At 58.9% G+C, this 18,120-nt stretch carries 14 protein-coding genes and 2 pseudogenes; 8 read left to right on the top strand and 8 right to left on the bottom strand.

Translation table 11 applies throughout. The annotated features are described in order from the left end of the window. Positions 1-7 precede the first annotated feature (7 nt). From ACDI39_RS18840 to ACDI39_RS18820, 5 genes are all read right to left on the bottom strand, one after another. A complete protein-coding gene (locus ACDI39_RS18840; protein ID WP_225787590.1) occupies positions 8-1,033 on the bottom strand; it encodes a putative 2-aminoethylphosphonate ABC transporter substrate-binding protein in 1,026 nt (341 codons plus the stop codon). Between the two features lie 30 nt (positions 1,034-1,063). Beyond that, positions 1,064-2,788, bottom strand: a complete 1,725-nt coding sequence (locus ACDI39_RS18835) for a putative 2-aminoethylphosphonate ABC transporter permease subunit (RefSeq protein WP_225787591.1) — start codon at positions 2,786-2,788, stop codon at positions 1,064-1,066. A 1-nt stretch (position 2,789) separates the two neighbouring features. Then, entirely contained in the window at positions 2,790-3,854 is a 1,065-nt protein-coding gene (locus ACDI39_RS18830) for a putative 2-aminoethylphosphonate ABC transporter ATP-binding protein (protein WP_253079846.1), read from the bottom strand. A 171-nt stretch (positions 3,855-4,025) separates the two neighbouring features. Next, positions 4,026-4,895, bottom strand: a complete 870-nt coding sequence (locus ACDI39_RS18825; RefSeq protein WP_225787593.1) for a LysR family transcriptional regulator — start codon at positions 4,893-4,895, stop codon at positions 4,026-4,028. A 109-nt stretch (positions 4,896-5,004) separates the two neighbouring features. Continuing rightward, positions 5,005-7,245 carry a heavy metal translocating P-type ATPase gene (locus ACDI39_RS18820; protein ID WP_253079845.1) on the bottom strand — a complete coding sequence of 747 codons (2,241 nt, stop codon included), beginning with the start codon at positions 7,243-7,245 and terminating at the stop codon, positions 5,005-5,007. Positions 7,246-7,327: 82 nt separating this feature from the next. Here ACDI39_RS18820 and cadR point away from each other — a divergent pair, with 82 nt between their 5' ends. Beyond that, positions 7,328-7,771 (top strand): Cd(II)/Pb(II)-responsive transcriptional regulator, encoded by a 444-nt coding sequence (gene cadR, locus ACDI39_RS18815; RefSeq protein ID WP_225787595.1) that lies wholly within the window; start codon positions 7,328-7,330, stop codon positions 7,769-7,771. A gap of 90 nt (positions 7,772-7,861) precedes the next feature. Here cadR and ACDI39_RS18810 read toward each other — a convergent pair. Beyond that, positions 7,862-8,176 (bottom strand): annotated as a pseudogene (locus ACDI39_RS18810) (thymidylate synthase); the annotation flags it as partial. Positions 8,177-8,564: 388 nt separating this feature from the next. Between ACDI39_RS18810 and ACDI39_RS18805 the strand changes: the two are divergent. The 4 genes and pseudogenes from ACDI39_RS18805 to ACDI39_RS18790 all read left to right on the top strand — a co-directional run bounded on the left by ACDI39_RS18805 (position 8,565) and on the right by ACDI39_RS18790 (position 13,405). Next, positions 8,565-9,359, top strand: coding sequence for a Hachiman antiphage defense system protein HamA (locus tag ACDI39_RS18805; protein WP_047596034.1), 795 nt, complete (start codon positions 8,565-8,567; stop codon positions 9,357-9,359). Next, a pseudogene (locus ACDI39_RS18800) lies at positions 9,360-10,454 on the top strand (DEAD/DEAH box helicase); the annotation flags it as partial. It abuts the gene before it with no gap. Between the two features lie 93 nt (positions 10,455-10,547). Further along, positions 10,548-11,852: an IS1380-like element ISPa33 family transposase gene (locus ACDI39_RS18795; protein ID WP_010793081.1), complete on the top strand. Its 1,305-nt coding sequence runs from the start codon at positions 10,548-10,550 to the stop codon at positions 11,850-11,852. 104 nt (positions 11,853-11,956) lie between these two features. Next, positions 11,957-13,405: a hypothetical protein gene (locus ACDI39_RS18790; protein WP_486536984.1), complete on the top strand. Its 1,449-nt coding sequence runs from the start codon at positions 11,957-11,959 to the stop codon at positions 13,403-13,405. An 88-nt stretch (positions 13,406-13,493) separates the two neighbouring features. Here the strand turns inward: ACDI39_RS18790 and ACDI39_RS18785 are convergent, their stop codons facing one another. Next, entirely contained in the window at positions 13,494-14,405 is a 912-nt protein-coding gene (locus ACDI39_RS18785; RefSeq protein ID WP_047596032.1) for a CAAX protease, read from the bottom strand. A 559-nt stretch (positions 14,406-14,964) separates the two neighbouring features. On the opposite strand from ACDI39_RS18785, the gene ACDI39_RS18780 reads away from it, so the two are divergent. Next, positions 14,965-15,366: a hypothetical protein gene (locus ACDI39_RS18780; protein ID WP_235366128.1), complete on the top strand. Its 402-nt coding sequence runs from the start codon at positions 14,965-14,967 to the stop codon at positions 15,364-15,366. Positions 15,367-15,514: 148 nt separating this feature from the next. Here ACDI39_RS18780 and ACDI39_RS18775 read toward each other — a convergent pair whose 3' ends face one another. Next, complete coding sequence (locus ACDI39_RS18775) at positions 15,515-15,859, bottom strand: hypothetical protein (RefSeq protein WP_047596031.1); 345 nt, start codon at positions 15,857-15,859, stop codon at positions 15,515-15,517. A 332-nt stretch (positions 15,860-16,191) separates the two neighbouring features. Between ACDI39_RS18775 and ACDI39_RS18770 the strand changes: the two genes are divergently transcribed. Both ACDI39_RS18770 and ACDI39_RS18765 read left to right on the top strand, forming a co-directional pair. Further along, the gene (locus ACDI39_RS18770; RefSeq protein WP_486536983.1) at positions 16,192-17,007 is read left to right on the top strand and encodes a hypothetical protein; all 816 of its coding nucleotides are present in this window, start codon (positions 16,192-16,194) and stop codon (positions 17,005-17,007) included. Positions 17,008-17,074: 67 nt separating this feature from the next. Further along, positions 17,075-18,118 carry a type II toxin-antitoxin system PemK/MazF family toxin gene (locus tag ACDI39_RS18765; RefSeq protein ID WP_052110580.1) on the top strand — a complete coding sequence of 348 codons (1,044 nt, stop codon included), beginning with the start codon at positions 17,075-17,077 and terminating at the stop codon, positions 18,116-18,118. Positions 18,119-18,120: the final 2 nt, after the last annotated feature.

The raw sequence follows: 18,120 nt of genomic DNA, 5'->3' as shown, positions 1-18,120 counted from the left end.
AAGACACTTACTGCTGGGCAACCTTCTCCGACTTGCCGTCATAGCGTTTGCGCCACTCGGCCAGGATCTGGTCACGGTTCTGCGAGGCCCAGTTGAAGTCGTTCTTGATCAGGCGCTGCTCGTAGTCCGCCGGCAATTCGGTCTGCGGCTTGGCGATACCCGGCGCGGCGAGCACGGCGAAGTTTTCCTTGTACAACTCCATGGCAGCGGGGCTCGCGGAGAAGTCGGCCAGGCGCCTGGCGGCCTCGGCCTTGGGCGTGCCCTTGATCACCGCGGTCGCCTCGATCTCCCAGCCCAGGCCCTCCTTGGGCAGGACGATGTCCAGCGGTGCGCCCTGGCGCTTGAGCTGCACGGCCGGGTATTCGAAGGAGATGCCGATCGGGAACTCACCCGCAGCCGCCAGCTTGCACGGTTTGGAACCGGAGTGGACGTACTGGCCGATGTTCTGGTGCAAAGCGTCCATGTAGGCCCAGCCCTGGGGCTCGCCGAAGGTCTGCAACCAGGCGCTGACATCCAGGAAGCCAGTACCGGACGAGGCCGGGTTGGGCATGACGATCTTGCCCTTGTATTCAGGCTTGGTCAGGTCCTGCCAGCTCACCGGCTTGCTCAGGCCCTGCTTCTCGGCCTCGATGGTGTTGAAGCAGATGGTCGCGGCCCACACGTCCATGCCGACCCAAGCCGGCGGATTGGCCGCATCACGGTAGTGTTCGCCGATCTTCGCCAGGTCCTTCGGCGCATAGGCTTCGAGCATGCCGTTCTGGTCGAGGATGGCCAGGCTGGAGGCGGCCAGGCCCCACACCGCGTCGGCCTGCGGGCGATCCTTCTCGGCCAGCAGCTTGGCGGTGATGATGCCGGTGGAGTCGCGCACCCACTTGATCTCGATGTCCGGGTTGGCCTTCTCGAAGGCCTGCTTGTAGCTCTTGAGCTGCTCGGCTTCCAGGGCGGTATAGACGGTCAGTTGGGTCTCGGCGGCCGAAGCCTGCAGGCTGAACACGGCGGATACGGCAGCGGCAAGTACCAGGGGCTTGAACATGGTGCGGTTCCTTACAGGGTTGGCAGTCAGTCAGTGGTCGGCGGCGCGCTGGCGCCAGGCCTGGGAGCGGCGCAACAGGCCGCGGGAAGCACCGGCCAGCAGCAGCGAGGCGGCCGCGCTGGTCAACAGGATCAGGGTCGACATGGCGGCGGCGCCGCCCACGTTGCCGGCGTCGTCCATGTTCAGCACGGCGACGGCGGCGAGGATGGTGTCGGGGCTGTACAGGAAGATCGCCGCCGATACCGTGGTCATCGCCGAGACGAACAGGTAGCGGACGATGTCCAGCAGCGCCGGCAGGCAGATCGGCACGGTGACCCGCAGGAAGTGCCGGTACAGCGGCGCCTTGAGCGACAGCGCGGCAGCCTCGAACTCGCCGTCGAGCTGGCGCAGGGCGGTGGTCGCGGTCATCTGCGCGGTGGTCAGGTAGTGGGCGATGGTGCATACCACCAGCAAGGTCATGCCACCGTAGAACACGTGCAACGGGTTGCCGCTGAGGTTGAAGAAGAACACGTAGCCCAGGCCCAGGACCAACCCCGGTACCGCCATGGGGATGAAGCTCAGCAGGCGCAAGGCCTGGTTGAGCAAGCGCTGGCCCTGGGTCTTCTCCATCAGGTAGGCGCAGGTGAAGATCACGATGCTGCCGACCAGCGCCGTGCCCAGGGCCATGGTCACGCTGTTGCGGTAGGCCAGCCAGCCGCCGCCGGCGGTGTCCTCGAACATGTAGTGCTTGAGCGACAGCGACAGGTTGTAGGGCCAGAACTTGACCAGCGAGGAGTACACCGCCATACCGACGACCAGCAGCAGCACTGCGCAGACCAGCAGCACGATGGCCAGGAAGCAGGCATCGCGGCGACGCGACGGCTTGGGCTGGAACACCTGGGCGCGGCCGCTCATGGCCTCGCCCTGACGGCGGCGCAGCCAGGCGTCGACGGCGAAGCTCAGCAGTGCCGGCACCAACAGGACCATGCCGATCAGCGCGCCACGGCCGAACTGCTGCTGGCCGACTACAGCCTTGTAAGCTTCCAGCGCCAGAACCTGGTAGTCGCCCCCCACCACGACCGGCACGCCGAAGTCGGTGATGGTCAAGGTGAACACCAGACAGAAGGCAGCGAACACCGCCTGGCGCGTGGCCGGCCAGGTGATGCTGCGAAACGCCCGCCAGGGGCCGGCGCCCATGCTCGACGCGGCATCGAACAGACGGGCATCGGCCAGCGACAGTGCCGAGAGCAGGATCATCAGGGCATGCGGGAAGGTGTAGATGGCCTCGCCGAGGACGATGCCCCAGAAGCCATAGATGTTGTCGCTGAGCAAACCGCGCAACAGGCCCTGGTTGCCGAACAGGTACACCAGGGCGATCGCCGGCAGCATCGACGGCGCCAGCAGCGGCAGCAGGGAAATGCCCCGCCACAGGCCCTTGGCTGGGATCAGGGTACGCTGCAAGGCATAGGCGAACAGGTAGGCCAGCGGCACGACGATGGCCGCGACGCTGAAGGCCACGCTCAGGCTGTTGCCTAGCAACCAGTGGAAATTCGCGCTGGCGAACAGCTCGCGGGCAGCCAGCAGGCCGCCACCCTGGCCGGCGTCGCCACTGAAACCGCGCCAGAAGATCGCCAGCAAGGGCATCAGCACGGCGAGGATGAGCAAAACCAGCAGCAGGCTCTTGCCGCCGACGACGAAGAGACGGTCCCCCAGGGCGACACCACTGCGTGGCACGGCCCTGGCCTGGGCGATCGATACGGACATTGGCGCGGCCATCTCAGGCAAAGACCTGCAGGCTGCGCGGCGGCAGGGCCACCCAGATATCCTGGGAACCCAGGCGCGGCATGGCTTCCGGCGCCAGCTCGGCGAGCAGGGCATGACCCGGCAGGGCCTTGAGCTCGAAGCTCATGCGGCAACGGTTACCGAGGAAGGTGATCTCGCGGACCATGGCCGGGAACAGGTTTTCCTCATGCACCGGCGGGTTGACCGTGATCGCCTCCGGACGGCAGAACAGCCGGCCACTGCTGGCGCGCACCGCCCCGGACGCCAGGCGCATGCTCATGCCACCGACCTGGGCATGGCTGTCACTGCTGCGCTGGAACGGCAACCAGTTGCCCTGGCCGACGAACTCGGCAACGAATGGCGTGGCCGGCTGGTCGTAGATTTCCTGGGGCGTGGCGTACTGCTCGACCTGGCCGTTGTTCATCACGGCGATGCGGTCGGCCATGAGCATGGCTTCGTCCTGGTTGTGGGTGACCATCAGGGTGGTGATGCCCAACTGCCGCTGCAGTTGGCGCAGCTCGGTGCACAGGTGCTCACGGACCCGCGCATCGAGGGCCGACATCGGCTCGTCGAGCAGCAGCAGCGACGGCGATGGCGCCAGGGCGCGGGCCAGGGCCACACGCTGTTGCTGGCCGCCGGAGAGCTGGCCGGGGTATTTCTTTTCGCTGCCCGACAGGCCGACCAGCTCGAGCATCTCGGCCACGCGCTGGCGGGCCTCGTCGCGGCTGCTGCCGGTCAGGCCGTAGGCGATGTTGGCCTCGACGGTGAGGTTGGGGAACAGCGCGTAGGACTGGAACAGGATGCCATAATCGCGGGCCTGGGGCGGCAGGTCGGAGATGTTGCGCTCGCCGATGTACAGCTCGCCACGGTCCTGGCGCTCCAGGCCGGCGATGCAGCGCAGCAGGGTGGTCTTGCCGCAGCCCGAGGGGCCGAGCAGGCAGACCAGCTCGCCGGCGGCGATGTCCAGGGAAACATCGTTCAGCGCCGTGAAGGCACCGAAACGCTTGTGGATACCGCGCACTTTCATTTGTGCGCCCGGGGTTGCGATGGCGTTGTTCATGACAGGGCCTCATCGAAGAGATGGAGGCCATGCTAGGGAGGCAATACGAAGGTTATGTGGCTGAGAGGCAAAAGCTGCCGATAGTGATATTCATGGATTTTGGATTGGCCCTGCCGGCGATGGGCTGCAAGGCAGCGCCAGCCGCTTGGACAGACGCCACCGATAGAACGATCAGAACTGCGACCCCGCCACCTCCTGCGCCACCCCCAGGAATGCCGCCGGCAATCGCGCCTGGCGCCGCTCTTTCAGGCAATACAGGTACTCGTGCATCACCGGCGCATCCTCCAGCTCCAGCACCCGCAGCTCCGAGTTATGCGGCACCTCGTGGCGGGCAATGATGCTGATGCCGATATTGCGCAGCACCGCCTCGCGGATCGACTCGCGGCTACCGATCTCCAGCAGCGCGCCCATCTGCACCTTGGCTTGCGAAAGCATCCGCTCGGTCAGCTTGCGTGTGGTCGAGCCCTGCTCGCGCATCAACAGGCAATGCCCGGCCAGGGCGTCGATGGCAACCACCTGGCGATGGGCCAGGGGATGGTTGCGGTGCACCGCCACCACCAGTGGGTCGCTGCCCAGCACCCGACGCACCAGCCGGGTGTCTTCCACCAGTTGCGACGAGGCGGCGATGTCGACCCGGTAGTCCTCGAGCATTTCCAGCACTTGCTGGGAATTGCCGATCTCCACCGCCACCTCGACCTGGGGCAGGCGCTCGCGAAAGATCTTCACCAGGTCGAGGACGTAGTACGGCGCAGTGGCGGCGATGCGCAAGCTGCCCTGGGCCTGGCCGCTGTTGCGCAACTCGAACTCGATATCGGCCTCCTGCTGCAGCAGCGCCTTGACCATCGGCAGCAGGCGCGCGCCTTCGTCGCTCAGCACCAACCGCCGCCCGCCACGGTAGAACAGCTCCACCGCATACTGGTTCTCCAGGTTGCGGATCTGCGTGGTCACCGTGGGCTGGCTGAGCCCGAGCTTCTTCGCCGCCAGGGTGATACTGCCCAGCCGGGCCACCATATAGAAAGCCTTGAGTTCGGCGCTCAGCATGGTTTGGGGCCGCAGCGGCAAGCTTCAAGCGGCAAGCTGCAAGTAAAAGCAGGGCCGTGCACATTCATCCAACTCACTGTCACCTCGGTCAACTTGAAGCTTGCAGCCGCTACTTGCGCAACAGGCGCAAGCCGTTGAACACCACCAGCAAGCTCACGCCCATGTCGGCGAACACCGCCATCCACATGGTGGCCATGCCGGCAAAGGTGATCGCCAGGAAAATCGCCTTGATGCCCAGGGCCAGGACGATGTTCTGGGTGAGTATCGCCGCGCTTTGGCGCGACAGCCTGACGAACGCCGGGATTTTCCGCAAGTCGTCGTCCATCAAGGCCACGTCGGCGGTCTCGATGGCCGTGTCGGTACCGGCGGCGGCCATGGCGAAACCGATCTCGGCGCGGGCCAGGGCCGGTGCGTCGTTGATACCGTCGCCCACCATGCCGACCCGGTGTCCCTCGGCGTACAGGTCCTCGATGGCCGTGAGCTTGTCTGCCGGCAGCAGGTTGCCTTCAGCGCGGTCGATGCCGACTTGGCCGGCGATGGCCTGGGCCGTGTGCGGATTGTCGCCGGTCAGCATGACAGTCCTGATACCCAGCTCATGCAGCTCGGCGATGGCCTGGCGGCTGCTGTCCTTGACCGTGTCGGCCACGGCGAACAGCGCCAGAGGCCCCGTGCGGCCAATCAGCAGGACCACGCTCTTGCCCTGGCGCTCCAACTGGTCCAGCTCGGCTTCCAACTGCGGCGAGCACAGGCCCAGTTCCTCGACCAGGCGGTGGTTGCCCAGGTGATACAGCTCACCGTCCACCTCACCGCGCACGCCGCGCCCGGCGAGGGCGGCGAACTCACCGACGTCGTCGAAGGCCAGGCCTTGCGCCCTCGCATACTGGGCAATGGCCCCCGACACCGGATGGTCGGAACGGGCGGCGAGGCTAGCGGCCAGCGCCTGGGCGCGGCCTTCGAACAGCGGATCGAGCACGTTGCTGTCAGTCTGCACCGGCTTGCCGTGGGTGAGGGTGCCGGTCTTGTCCAGGGCCAGGAAGTCCAGCTTGCGCCCACCCTCCAGGTACACCCCGCCCTTGATGAGGATGCCTTTGCGCGCCGCGGCAGCCAGGCCGCTGACGATGGTCACCGGGGTGGAGATCACCAATGCACAGGGGCAGGCCACCACCAGCAGCACCAGGGCGCGGTAGATCCAGTCGAACCAGGCACCGGCCATGAACAACGGCGGGACGATCGCCACGGCCAGGGCGACGGCGAACACTGCCGGGGTGTAGATGCGCGAGAAGCGGTCGACGAAGCGCTGGGTCGGCGCCCGGGCGCCCTGGGCCTGTTCCACCGCCTTGATGATCCGCGCCAAGGTCGATTGCCCGGCAGCGGCAGTGACACGGTACTCCAGGGCACCGGCCTGGTTGATGGTGCCGGCGAACAGCTTGTCGCCGGGGGCCTTCTCCACCGGCAGGCTTTCACCAGTGATCGGCGCCTGGTCGACACTGGACTGCCCCATGACCACCTCGCCGTCCAGGCCGATGCGCTCGCCTGGGCGCACCCGCACCAGGGCGCCGATGGGCACCGCGCGCACCTCGACCTCACGCCACTGGCCATCGGCCTGCCGCACCGTGGCCATGTCCGGGCTGAGCTGCATCAGCCCGCTGATGGCATTGCGCGCCCGGTCCAGGGAGCGGGCCTCGATCAGTTCGGCGACGGTGAACAGCACCATCACCATGGCCGCCTCCGGCCATTGGCCGATCAGCACCGCACCCGTCACGGCAATGCTCATCAGCGCATTGATGTTGAGGTTGCGGTTCTTCAGGGCGATCCAGCCCTTCTTGTAGGTACCCAGGCCGCAGCCAAGGATCGCCGCCAGCGCCAATGCAGCCACGACCCACTCAGGTGCCAATGCGCCGAAATGCACGACCTCGGCCATGATCGCCGCCAGGCCGGACAGGGCCAGCGGCCACCACCGGGTCTTGCTGGCGTGGGGAGCGGTGCTGGTGCCATCGTCCTCGTCGGCCAAGGGCTCGGCATGCATGCCCAGGCTGTCGATGGCACGCTCGATCGCAGCGGTACCGTCCAGGGTATGGCGCACGCCAAGCACCCGGTTGATCAGGTTGAATTCCAGTTGCTCGATACCGGCCAGCTTGCCCAGCGTGTCCTGGATCAGGCCCTGCTCGGTGGGGCAGTCCATGGCCTCGATGCGAAAGCGGCTGAGCCGCGCGCTGTCGCTGGCCGATTCGCTCAGTTGCACCAGGGCAGGCGCTGGCGCAGCGGCGCAGCAGCTGTGCGCAGGATGGTCATGGCAATGGCCTTCCTGGCCGTGGTCATGCTTGTGTTCGTGGCTGACAGGCTGGTTCATGGTTTCAATCCTTAGGTGAGCCTGTTGCCAAGTGAACACCCTGTAGCCACTATAGGGTCAAGCCCACCCGTGGAGATTGCCAATGAAGATCGGAGAACTGGCCAAGGCCACCGACTGCCCCGTCGAGACCATCCGTTACTACGAGCGCGAGCAACTGCTGCCGGCACCGGCTCGCACCGAAGGGAACTACCGGCTCTACACCCAGGCCCACGTGGAGCGCCTGACGTTCATCCGCAATTGCCGCACCCTGGACATGACCCTGGACGAAATCCGCAGCCTGCTGAGCCTGCGCGACAGCCCCGAAGGCGCGTGCGGCAGCGTCAATGCGCTGATCGACGAGCATATCGAGCATGTGCAGGCACGGATCGATGGCTTGATGGCGCTGCAGGCGCAACTGGTGGAATTGCGTCAACGCTGCAATGCGCAGGGGTCGGAGTGCGCGATCCTGCAGCGGCTGGAGACGAACGGCGCGGTGACCGTACCGGAGGCGGAGCATTCGCACGTGGGGCGCAGTCACGGGCATTGAGCCCTGGCCTGCGAATGTAGGCGCGGGGCACGCCGATCAGTCGAGACTTTCTGCCGCCAGTGGGCTGCCTTGCAGCCCCAATGCGATCCGTCAGACCGCCATCGGCGCCGTCATCGGCGCATGGTGCTCATACCCCTCGAGGCTGAAATCGCTTGGCTCGATCTTCTCCAGCCACTCAGGTTCGTACTTGCCCGTCTCGGCGAACGCCGGCACGCGATCGCTGATCACCAGCTTCGGCGCCGCCAGCGGCTCGCGCTTGAGCTGCTCGTTGAGCATCTCCAGGTGGTTCTCGTACACATGGGCATCGCCGATGAAGTAGGTGAACCAGCGCGGCGTGTAGCCGGTCAGGCGGCCGAACAGCGACAGCAATGCCGCACCCTCGGTGAGGTTGAACGGCGTGCCCAAAAAATTCTTCCGACACCATACATGCACATTTCACCGTAGATTCTGGCTTTCACGCCGCAAGTGCTTGTGTGCAAAACAAATATCGCACAGTACGACACGAATAGCAAGGCATATATGCAGCAATCACATGCGGCTCAAGCCCAATGTTTACGTGGCCTAGCGGCCAACCAGCGTTCGTCGGGTCAACCACGTCCACATCCCCTCCCTCTCGCTATACTTCCTACTAAATGGCACAGTGCCTCCATGGCATTTATTGCCGTGAATTGCCTCTCTATCGCGAGCGCAGGAGCTCACCGGAGAGCTGATTCTTGGCTGCCAAATCCTCGAGTCCTGTCGCCTCCGGCGATGGGGAAAGCAAAGGCTGCGGCCCCTTTGGAAAGATCGTGTTATGGATGGCGTAATCTTCAAGCAAACCGGTCAGTACGCAGTGTGCTGTGTTGAAAACTTTTCTGATGAGCTAAAGACCACGATACGAGACAACCTAACGCGTATCTGCCATGGCGCCGATCTCGCCAGCCGCAGCTCGATCATGTTCAAGTATGCAGCCACCCTCAAATCATTCTGGGATCGCTATTCGACTAAAGATGATAAGACGCGCATTGGTATGCTTGGAGAACTCCTGGCACACGTGATCATTCTTAAAAAGCTTGATAGCTTCGATGTCATTTCCCCGTTCTTCAACATGGAAGAAAAACACATCAGGAAAGGCTTTGACCTCGTCCTGTACGAATCCGCTTCGAATGAAGTGTGGATCACCGAGGTGAAGTCGGGCGGAGCAGGCACAAGAACCTCTTGCGCAGCTACTAGTGCCTTGCTGGCCAAGGCTCGAGATGACTTAAAGGGTCGACTTGCCGAGGCCGAAACGAACCATTGGCACAACGCGATCAATGCCGCCCAGAAATCAATCAGTGAAAGTAAAGGCTACAAAGAATCAGTTCTTGAGATTCTAGGTCTAGAGGGTGACAACGCCTACCTGAACACTGCTGTTGCCTCAGACAACAATGTCGTTCTGGTATCTGCGCTATTCAACGATGCGACGCGAAAAGTAGAAGAGAAGACAGTCGAACATTTCACAAACAAGCTGATAGCCAACCCGATATTCAAAACCGTTCTAGTGCTATCGCTACAGAAAGGAACGCTTCAGAAACTAGAAGATTTCCTCCGCACAGAGGCAGGATGCTAAATGCAAGAGATCACCATTAAGGAACTAGCAAAAACCCGTTTCAAAGACATCTACATGAACCTTCTGCGCGGTCACGAAATGTCCGACGGGGAAACTGTAAAGCTGCTCGCTATTGCTGTATTACTACTTAATCACAGCGCGGCAGAGATTAAGCGTCTAGGTTATCGAATCACCCTATTTTATGGAAACCTTACTGGCCGATACGAGCCTCTTTACGACGTAGCCGTGAACAGCGGCCTTCTTCCAGTTTCTGCCGCTATCGGAAAGTCGTTTGAACAAGATGAACGGCTGAGTAACTCTTTTATCCAGAATATCGTGAGCAGCTATGTAGATACCTTCCGCGACCAAGGAATGGTGCTTACAGAGCAGCAGGATATTTTGAGAACTTTCGTACAAGCCGAGTATGAAAATTCATCAGTTGTAGTAGCTCCGACCTCCTACGGCAAATCAGAGCTGATCATCAAGTCCGTTAGAGACAATCCTGAAAAACGTGTACTCATTCTTGTACCGTCAAAAGCCTTACTAGCTCAGACAAAAAAGCGGTTGATTTATGCTGACATCAACGACATGGGCAAAGTCATCACGCATCCCGAGATGTATTCTCCTGAACGAAATAGCCGCGTTTTTGTGCTGACTCAAGAACGACTGAATCGCATGCTTAACGAGCATAGTTATTTAAAGTTCGACATGGTGTTCGTGGACGAGGCACACAACCTCCTCCAAGGCGATAGCCGAAACGAACTATTGGCCACAATGCTATGTATCTTGGGTGCTCGTAACCCCGACGCTTCCTTCAAGTTTCTAACCCCGTTTCTTTGCAACGAGCTTAATGTCCGTGTTCGCTACTTGGACATGACACCGAAGGGATTCAGGATTGATGAGTATATTAAATCCGAGCGCTTCCTTGTCAGAGACTTCAGAACGGGAAAAAATGATGGAAAGCTTAAGCTCTATGACCACTTCCTTAACCACTGGATTGACCTAGATCGCAAGCACAATAATTGTTTTGATCTTATAAAAAGTGAATCACTAGCCAAGAACATTATATATGGGAACACCAAAAAACGGATTGAGCAATTTGCGCTTGAGCTAGCCCGGATTTCTCATGACCGCATAAACAAAAACGGCTGAAAGCCTTATGATTCTTGTCGCCAAACAAAGCCCCATAAGTCTTCAGCCGCGCACAAAATGCTACCAGAAAAACTCCACTTTTCACCCCTCTCTCGCCGCCTCGTCGAGGCCTCTTTCACCGGTGGTCACATCACCTCGGATGCGGGCTTGTTGCTGCTGCGCGAGGTCGACCGGCAACATGGCTTGACCCGCCGCCTGGCCAAAATCGTTCCCGATCGGCGTGATCCTGGGCGTGTCCAGCATGGACTGCAGACACTGCTCGCCCAGCGTATCTATGCACTGGCCGCCGGCTACGAGGATCTCAACGATCATGACGGCCTGCGCCATGACTACGCGCTGCAGACTGCGGTCAACCGCCTGCAACCGCTGGCCGGCAAATCCACTCTGGGGCGCCTGGAACAGCAAGCCGATCGCGAAACGGTGGTGCAAGCCCATCGCCTGCTGTGGGAGCACTTCATCGCCCAGCATGACCAGGCGCCGGCTGAGATCGTGCTCGACTTCGATGCGACCGATGTGCCGGTGCATGGAGATCAGGAAGGGCGCTTCTTCCATGGCTATTACGACCATTACTGCTTCCTGCCGCTCTATGTGTTCTGTGGTCGCCATCTGCTGGTGAGCTATTTGCGCCCGAGCAACATCGATGGCGCCCGACACAGTTGGGCCATCCTGGCACTGCTGGTCAAGTTCATTCGCCGCTTCTGGCCAGAGACCCGCATCGTGTTCCGCGGTGACGGCGGTTTTTGCCGACATCGCATGCTCGACTGGTGTGACCGCAAGCAGGTGGATTATGTGGTGGGTCTGGCCCGCAACACCCGCCTGCAGCGGATGGCGGCGCCGGCCATGCAAGCGGTCGCCGAGGCCTACCAAGAAACCGGGCAGAAGATGTCCGGCGTGTATCGCTTCCTCTATCAGGCCGGTAGTTGGCGTAGGCGCCGCCTGGTCGTGTCGCGCCTGGAACATGGCGAGCAGGGTGCCAATCCACGCTTCATCGTCGTGTCCCGCTTTGCCGAGGATGCTGCCCAGCAGTACTACGAAGACTACTGCGGCCGTGGCGACATGGAGAATCGGATCAAGGACCAACAGTTGGATCTGTTCGCCGACCGCACCTCCAGCCCACGCTGGTGGACCAACCAGTGGCGGCTGATGCTGTCGGCCTTTGCCTATGTGCTGTTCGAACGGCTACGCGATCATCTCCAGGGCACCGCATTGGCGCGCATGAGCATCCATAACCTGCGCTTGAAACTGCTCAAGATCGGTGCGGTGATCATTCGCAACAGCCGGCGCATCCGCGTGCTGATCAGCGAGGCCTATCCGCATCAGGAACTCTTTGCGGGGCTGGTTGCCCGCCTCAAGCCGACCTGAACAGGCGGGCGCCCCCGGCCCGGCTCAATGGGGGAAAGGGGGCAGTGCGCCCCATACGCGGGAATTGAATAAAAAACGATCAATTTTTAGCGGTGGAAGGCAGGTTGTTGATACGCCGAGGCTTCACCGGCCACGCCTGCCGGCCTCATGAGAAATCCGGGCTAGCCGAAAGCTTGCCAAACATTGAATGCCCACTGATTCAAACAGCTTGCGACGAACTCGAAGAAACGTTCGACAAGCGCTATCGACTCATCGCCTGCCTACGAAAGGGTGTGATGTATCATCACGGTTCAATCCCAGACACCATCCGCCTTTATCTTGAAAATTTGTTCAACCAGTCCAAGGCAATGAAATACCTGGTATGCAACTCAACGTTGCTTGAAGGTGTAAACTTACCAATCGAACGACTGTTTATATTTGACTATTCCAAAGGAAAAGGAAATCTGACCTCATCACAGTTCAAAAATTTGATTGGACGGGTAAACAGATTCAGTGAGGTATTTGACCCCAAGGCGGGTTCTGCACTGCAAAAGCTTGAGTCCAGCATTTACCTTTTGGGTGTTGATGAGTACACCCACAAGAGAGCGAATCTCAAGACCTTCTACGAAAATTCCGTAAACGTCTCGCAGGAAGACGAAGACACGGTCAACAATGTTCTCCTCGAAGCATCAGACATAAGTGATGACAAGGCCGCCCTACGCCACAAGGACGCGGTATCTAGACTTGAAAATCTTCAGCCAGGCGTTGTCACTGGCGAAGAATGCAAATATGTAAAGACAGAGGTTGGCCGTTTAATGATCGCCAACAGCGTCAGCGAAATCGACGTATTTGCTTCAGAAGAAGAAGTGGACGAAGCCATTAGCCTATCACTCGAGGCGAATGGGCCAATCAATACCGCAGACCGGCTCTTAACCGACATCAAGACTTGTTTCATCGAAAAGTTTCATGCAGGAACAAAAAATAGCGACATGCTGCGCCTAAAAAATCAGGCAGCCTTGGACTTTTACGCAATGTTCCTGGATTGGAAACTAAAAAAGCGCACTACAAAACAAATTATCAGGCACACGTTAAAGTACTGGGAAGATCTCCCCCAAACGAAAGGCACCGACTATGTATACGTGTCAAGCTGGGGCGACACCAAGTACAGAAATAGCCATAGCGCTCACTATGTAAGAATTTCACGGAAGAACGACGTAGAACGAGTCAATCTCGCAATTGTAAGGCTTAAAGACGAAGATGACTTTTTTGATAATAAGATCTTCAGGTTCCTTGAAATCCTTAACGGGGTGGGAGCCGTCGAGCCTAGCTTCTACAAGCGAGTCAAATACGGCACCGATGATGAATCAAAAATCAAATTGATTCGCGAAGGCTACAGTCGCGGATTATCCGAACTGTTGCTTGATCGATACCCTCGGTATGTGCGCATGAATGCGAATGGTGAGATTGAGGTCAGTTCCCATGTAATCGCACTGATGAGAAAGAACGAAGAAAGTGACCTGCTGATTTTCGAGGCCCAGATGAACCTTAAGCCTGTGCCAGCGCAATCGTCGTAGCCCCACAGAGAGCTGAAGGATGATGCCCGCTCGCCTGGTTGATATCGGGAGGGCGGGCAGGACTCGGAGGCGGCCAGCAGAACACCTATCAGTCAGCCTGGAGGGTATAGACCGCCTTCCGCTTTCCATACACCGCGATTTTCATAACCTCATTGCCAGCGCTTGCAGCCTCTGCAACCTTGATGAGCTTGACCATGCTGTTGACCGTGCTCGTCTTAGACTGGTACTTGAACCGTTCGATTTCGGCCACGGAGCAGGCACGGTAGGCCGTTCGGATCACCCCGGATCTCTCTAGAAGGTCGATCTTTTCGGGCGAAATCCATGAGATCAGCTCAGTGATTTTGCTGATTTTCTCGTGCAGGTGGGCCACTGCTTGGTGCTCATCATTGACGTTGAAGCGCTTCCAAGCGGGTTCGTGGTGGAACACTCGATTTCGGAACTTCCTTACCAGCGCAACCTGATCTTTGCACCCGGCCAGCATGGCGCTCGCCTGACTCGTTGGCCACTGGCCCTTGAAAACCCGCCCAAGATTCTTCGGCCAGATAAGGTTGTTGCCCATATATTCGTTGTCCAGAACGAATTCCCACGTGGAGAATTCCGTTTTGGATACGACCTCTTGGTGGTCTGGCTGCCCACTGACCTGCCGGTTTTTGCGCTCGTACCAGGCGGTGTTGAAGGCCGACCCGAAATTTTTAGTCAGTTTCGCGACCGCATCGGGCACCTGGCCTCCGGGAGTAAAGCTCTTGTACTTAAGCGTCTTTGCCTTCCACCAAAATTTCCCAAGATCAGCCGTCAGGGCGGTGTCAATCGAGTTCCGCAACGTGACCTCCGCCGCGCTGAGTAGGGGGTAGAGAACGCCACATACGTGCGAGTTCCACAGGTAGGCCCCCACTAGCTCAGCGTCATTGCTGGTCGAAAATACCTTGCTGTAGCTGGCGATTCGGTGAGAGCTGATGAGGTGGTCGATCAGCTGGGGTCTATACTGGATGGTATGCGGCATGCTCGGCTTCCTACTGGCCAGGTGCCTGTATAAAGGGGGTTGACATCAGTGTCAACCGCTCGTAGGATTGAAAAACGGTTGGCATTGAGCTCCAATGAGCGAAAGCTTACGACTCCTTGCAAAGACCACGAAACACCCGCCCCGGCCTTGAGCCGGGGTTTTCGTTTCTGGAATATAAATACTCATTTCGCCCCCTCGTACACGTCGCCTCCCCCGTTATCATCCCGCCTCCAAACCGCCATTCCTGCACCTGAGAAGCGCCCGAAGTCGTTCACGTATTCCTTGCTAATCAGCCGTTAGGCTACCATCGAGCTGCCACCATCTAGCCATCACCTTGGTAACGCTCGTTTAGGCCTTCAGGCTCAGAACTGGATGATCAGAGGGAACTCATGCCGAATATTTGGCTCAAGCTGTCGGACGTTCTCGGAGCCTGGATCGTCTGCGCGGCTTTCCTGCTCATAGCTCCACTGCTCTTTTTCCAATCACTGTGATGGGCTGGCTGGGATCCGGATGGGCATCGCAGGCTGCCATCTACTCCTTCATCTACGACAGGGATCACATGGCCATCGGAGGCGTGCTTCTGCTGCTGCTCCTAGCTTGGAAGGAAGGCTTCAAGGCATCGCTGAGCGACGCAGCTGCCTTAGCAAAATACGAGTACGAGACGGATAACCCAGGGTGGCTCGGGCGATATTACCTTCGACGAAACAGAGATCTCGTCGAGGCATACTGGCGGGTGTACAACTTCGAGGTGGTGGAGGACTCGCTAGAGGAGTACCTGAAGAAGTACATGCCTGAGGTCTATCGGTACCATACCCAGCCGATCTCATTCCTACCCGATTGGCCGATTTTCCAGCATGTCAGCGGCCACCTCCGCAGCGGACATGTCCGAAACACACGCAACGGCCCTGTAATTGTGAGATCGCACCTTGTTTCGAGCCATTCGAGGACGAGGCGCCGGTGAGCTAGCCGCTGCGCGGATGGCGATGCATTGAGCCCCCTTCACGGATGCGTCTGGCCAGCTGGGTACGTGTGAATACAGCGTATCGCTGAGCGCTACCACAACTGCCTGTCTGACCGATGATCCGAAGCCCGCACGGCCTTGTTAGCCATCACTCTTCGTCAAAGCTGAAAGTCCTCCGCCGCTCACCAGACTTGCTCTTCAACTTCGTTTTAGCCCCCGCCTTAGCCTTCGCCCCTTCTTTAGCGGCACTCCGCTCCTCCAGCAGCACCGTGAACCTCTTGACGCCTCGTTCTTTGAGGAAGGCCGCAGCCAGAGTTAGATTTTTGAAGATCCGTGGGCTACGACGCTGGGTAAAGAGGGTGTGCTTCAGACCCGAATGCTCAACTTGGAGCGTGAAGCCGTTTGCCTGAGCCAAAAACCGTACTCGACGGTCGGAGGCCGCTAGATGGTCATTGAGCTGCCCTTCAAGGATCGAAAATTCAGCGACGGACACGTCAATTCTCCAGAATGAATATCAAAATAGCTTTTCTTGAAATCAAAACATCAATTTTGATCGTTCACAAGTACTCTGGAAAATACTAATAATTTTTCGGAAAATCCTTTTCAAGCTCTGGAAATTCAAGGCCTCTGTCGATTTGACAAACTCCGCCTATATCTAGATACATCCGGCCGAGCTCGAGTAAATTTCGGCTCATCGAAGGAAACGGAGCTTATTTCCATGACTGAATTGATCCTCCTGGTCGACAAAGCGATCACGACCGCCCCACTAAACCTCTCCCTGTGCATCGCACTGGTGTTGAGCCTGGCGTTGATGAGGAACCACTAATGAGCGAATCGGAGAAACCCAAGCCTCGCTGGGCCAAGATGCCCAATCGGTGGGCGATGTCCGGGGGCTTGAAGAAATTTGGCGAGGTGGATGACCAGGGCAAGGTCGACACGGTCGCGATAAATGCCTCGCTGGCGGCGCTGAAGGTGTACCTCGCTATCTGCACACGGGCCGACTATGCCAGCGGGATAGTGAAGACGACCTACCCTGAGCTCTGCGCTTTGGTAGGTCATTCGCGGAACTTAGTGGCACGCTCGCTGCGGGTACTCGAGGAAGGGGGGCATATCCGCCGCGATACAACTCAGCCACGCGGTGGATCGCGGATCTACGTTGAGCGCTGGACAGAAGATAAAGGCTTCGCGAAGATCCCAAAAAGCTGGCTGTACCAGGGTCGGGGGTCGAAAGATGATCGGGCGAGCAATCCGCCCGAGAAAACCCTGATCAAGCTCAAAGCTTTCACCTTCGGCAAACGCCTTTCGTTGCAGGCATTGAAGATCTATGTGCTGCTGCTGGTAATGCGCAACCGTGACTATCCGAACGGGGACGGCTTAACCGTCATCACCTATGACAAGATCTCCGAGTACACGGGCGTGAAGCGCCATTCCGTGAGCCTGGCCATCAATCTACTGATGGAGATGAACATGATTTCGTTCCGCTCGGGCGATACGAACACCGACTACTCTCTGGACTTTGACCGGACGAACCGTTACCTGATTAAAGGCCTAGCACTACGGTATCGAGAGCAGGCTGCGTCCAAAACCGCCCGCACCTCGGAGCAGCCTGATCCGGCGCAACCGTCGCCGGCTGCAGCGTAGAGCCGGAGGCTACCCAGTTATGGCATATTGGCACCCTTTGAACCAACCGCTGGCACCAGGGAAAGGCATGGACACAATCGTCATCCGGTACTTTGAGCAGATCAAAGACCTCGCCACAGGGACAGTGAACGTGTCTCCCCTGGGCAAAGAAACCTATGAGTCGATCTCTGAGGCCCTGATGCCTGGAGACGGCGAACATAAAATCTTTTGCATCAAGAAATTCACTGGTGTTGCCAACTACCGCTGGTACGTCGAAGGGGTTGCGCAGCTCACTGCTCCAGGCGTGGTTCCCGCAGAGTTTTCGGTCACGCTAAGCGAGATCTTCAATACCGTACCCGAAGAGTATCTTCAGCAAACGCTGAAGAAGACTGGCTACAAACTGAACAACGTCCTCCAGTTCGGTACGTTGGTCGAAGTCGACTATGGCTTCATCCAGACCATTGGACGTGAGGATGGCGAGCTTCGGACGAACAAGCGCTACTGCGATACTCTCCAGAAGGGAGAGATGCACAAGCGCCGCCTCGCCATTGTTGTACGTGCTAACCGAGGTGTCTGCCAGGTTGTCCCGCTAACATCTCGCACTCAAGGCAGCTCGGATAAAACGAGCTTCCAGCTTACGCGGGCGACCTTGGATCAGCTGACGTTCTGGGGATCCAGCGGGAAAGACAGCTGGGCAATTTCCCAAATGATCGAATCGGTATCAGTCAGCCGCATCCTGCCTCCGGCCACCGTGTACCAGGTTCGTGGGCAGACCCGTAGAGGCCGTAACACTCACTACGCGCTGCGTCTGACGGAACCGGAAAAGGCACTGCTGAGAAATTCACTCCTTCATAGCATCGGCGTCACAGACTACCAGCAGACCAAAACCAAGCTGAACGAAACACGTGATCAGCTTCAGCAGCTCACCAATGTCGCCACAGATCTGGAAGCTGCCCATGCTCGGATTGCCGCCCTAGAGGCGGAGCGGCGCGAGCTGGAGCTTTACAAAGAGGTCGCCCAGGATTGGGGGAAAGGCATGGGAGATGGCCAGCTGGAAGCGCGGATCGTTGAGTTGAAAGAGCTCTACGAGGACATGGCTGCAGAGGATTCTCCTGAGAAATTGATCGCCTAATC

The organism is Pseudomonas sp. Tun-23181, assembly GCF_057415455.1.
This window is presented reverse-complemented; position numbering and strand designations above follow the sequence as displayed.

Bases quoted from the DNA above. Each gene is read 5' to 3' on its own strand.
- ACDI39_RS18840 (WP_225787590.1), bottom strand. From the start codon at position 1,033: ATGTTCAAGCCCCTGGTACTTGCCGCTGCCGTATCCGCCGTGTTCAGC.
- ACDI39_RS18835 (WP_225787591.1), bottom strand. From the start codon at position 2,788: ATGGCCGCGCCAATGTCCGTATCGATCGCCCAGGCCAGGGCCGTGCCA.
- ACDI39_RS18830 (WP_253079846.1), bottom strand. From the start codon at position 3,854: ATGAACAACGCCATCGCAACCCCGGGCGCACAAATGAAAGTGCGCGGT.
- ACDI39_RS18825 (WP_225787593.1), bottom strand. From the start codon at position 4,895: ATGCTGAGCGCCGAACTCAAGGCTTTCTATATGGTGGCCCGGCTGGGC.
- ACDI39_RS18820 (WP_253079845.1), bottom strand. From the start codon at position 7,245: ATGAACCAGCCTGTCAGCCACGAACACAAGCATGACCACGGCCAGGAA.
- cadR (WP_225787595.1), top strand. From the start codon at position 7,328: ATGAAGATCGGAGAACTGGCCAAGGCCACCGACTGCCCCGTCGAGACC.
- ACDI39_RS18805 (WP_047596034.1), top strand. From the start codon at position 8,565: ATGGATGGCGTAATCTTCAAGCAAACCGGTCAGTACGCAGTGTGCTGT.
- ACDI39_RS18795 (WP_010793081.1), top strand. From the start codon at position 10,548: ATGCTACCAGAAAAACTCCACTTTTCACCCCTCTCTCGCCGCCTCGTC.
- ACDI39_RS18785 (WP_047596032.1), bottom strand. From the start codon at position 14,405: ATGCCGCATACCATCCAGTATAGACCCCAGCTGATCGACCACCTCATC.
- ACDI39_RS18780 (WP_235366128.1), top strand. From the start codon at position 14,965: ATGGCCATCGGAGGCGTGCTTCTGCTGCTGCTCCTAGCTTGGAAGGAA.
- ACDI39_RS18770 (WP_486536983.1), top strand. From the start codon at position 16,192: ATGAGCGAATCGGAGAAACCCAAGCCTCGCTGGGCCAAGATGCCCAAT.
- ACDI39_RS18765 (WP_052110580.1), top strand. From the start codon at position 17,075: ATGGACACAATCGTCATCCGGTACTTTGAGCAGATCAAAGACCTCGCC.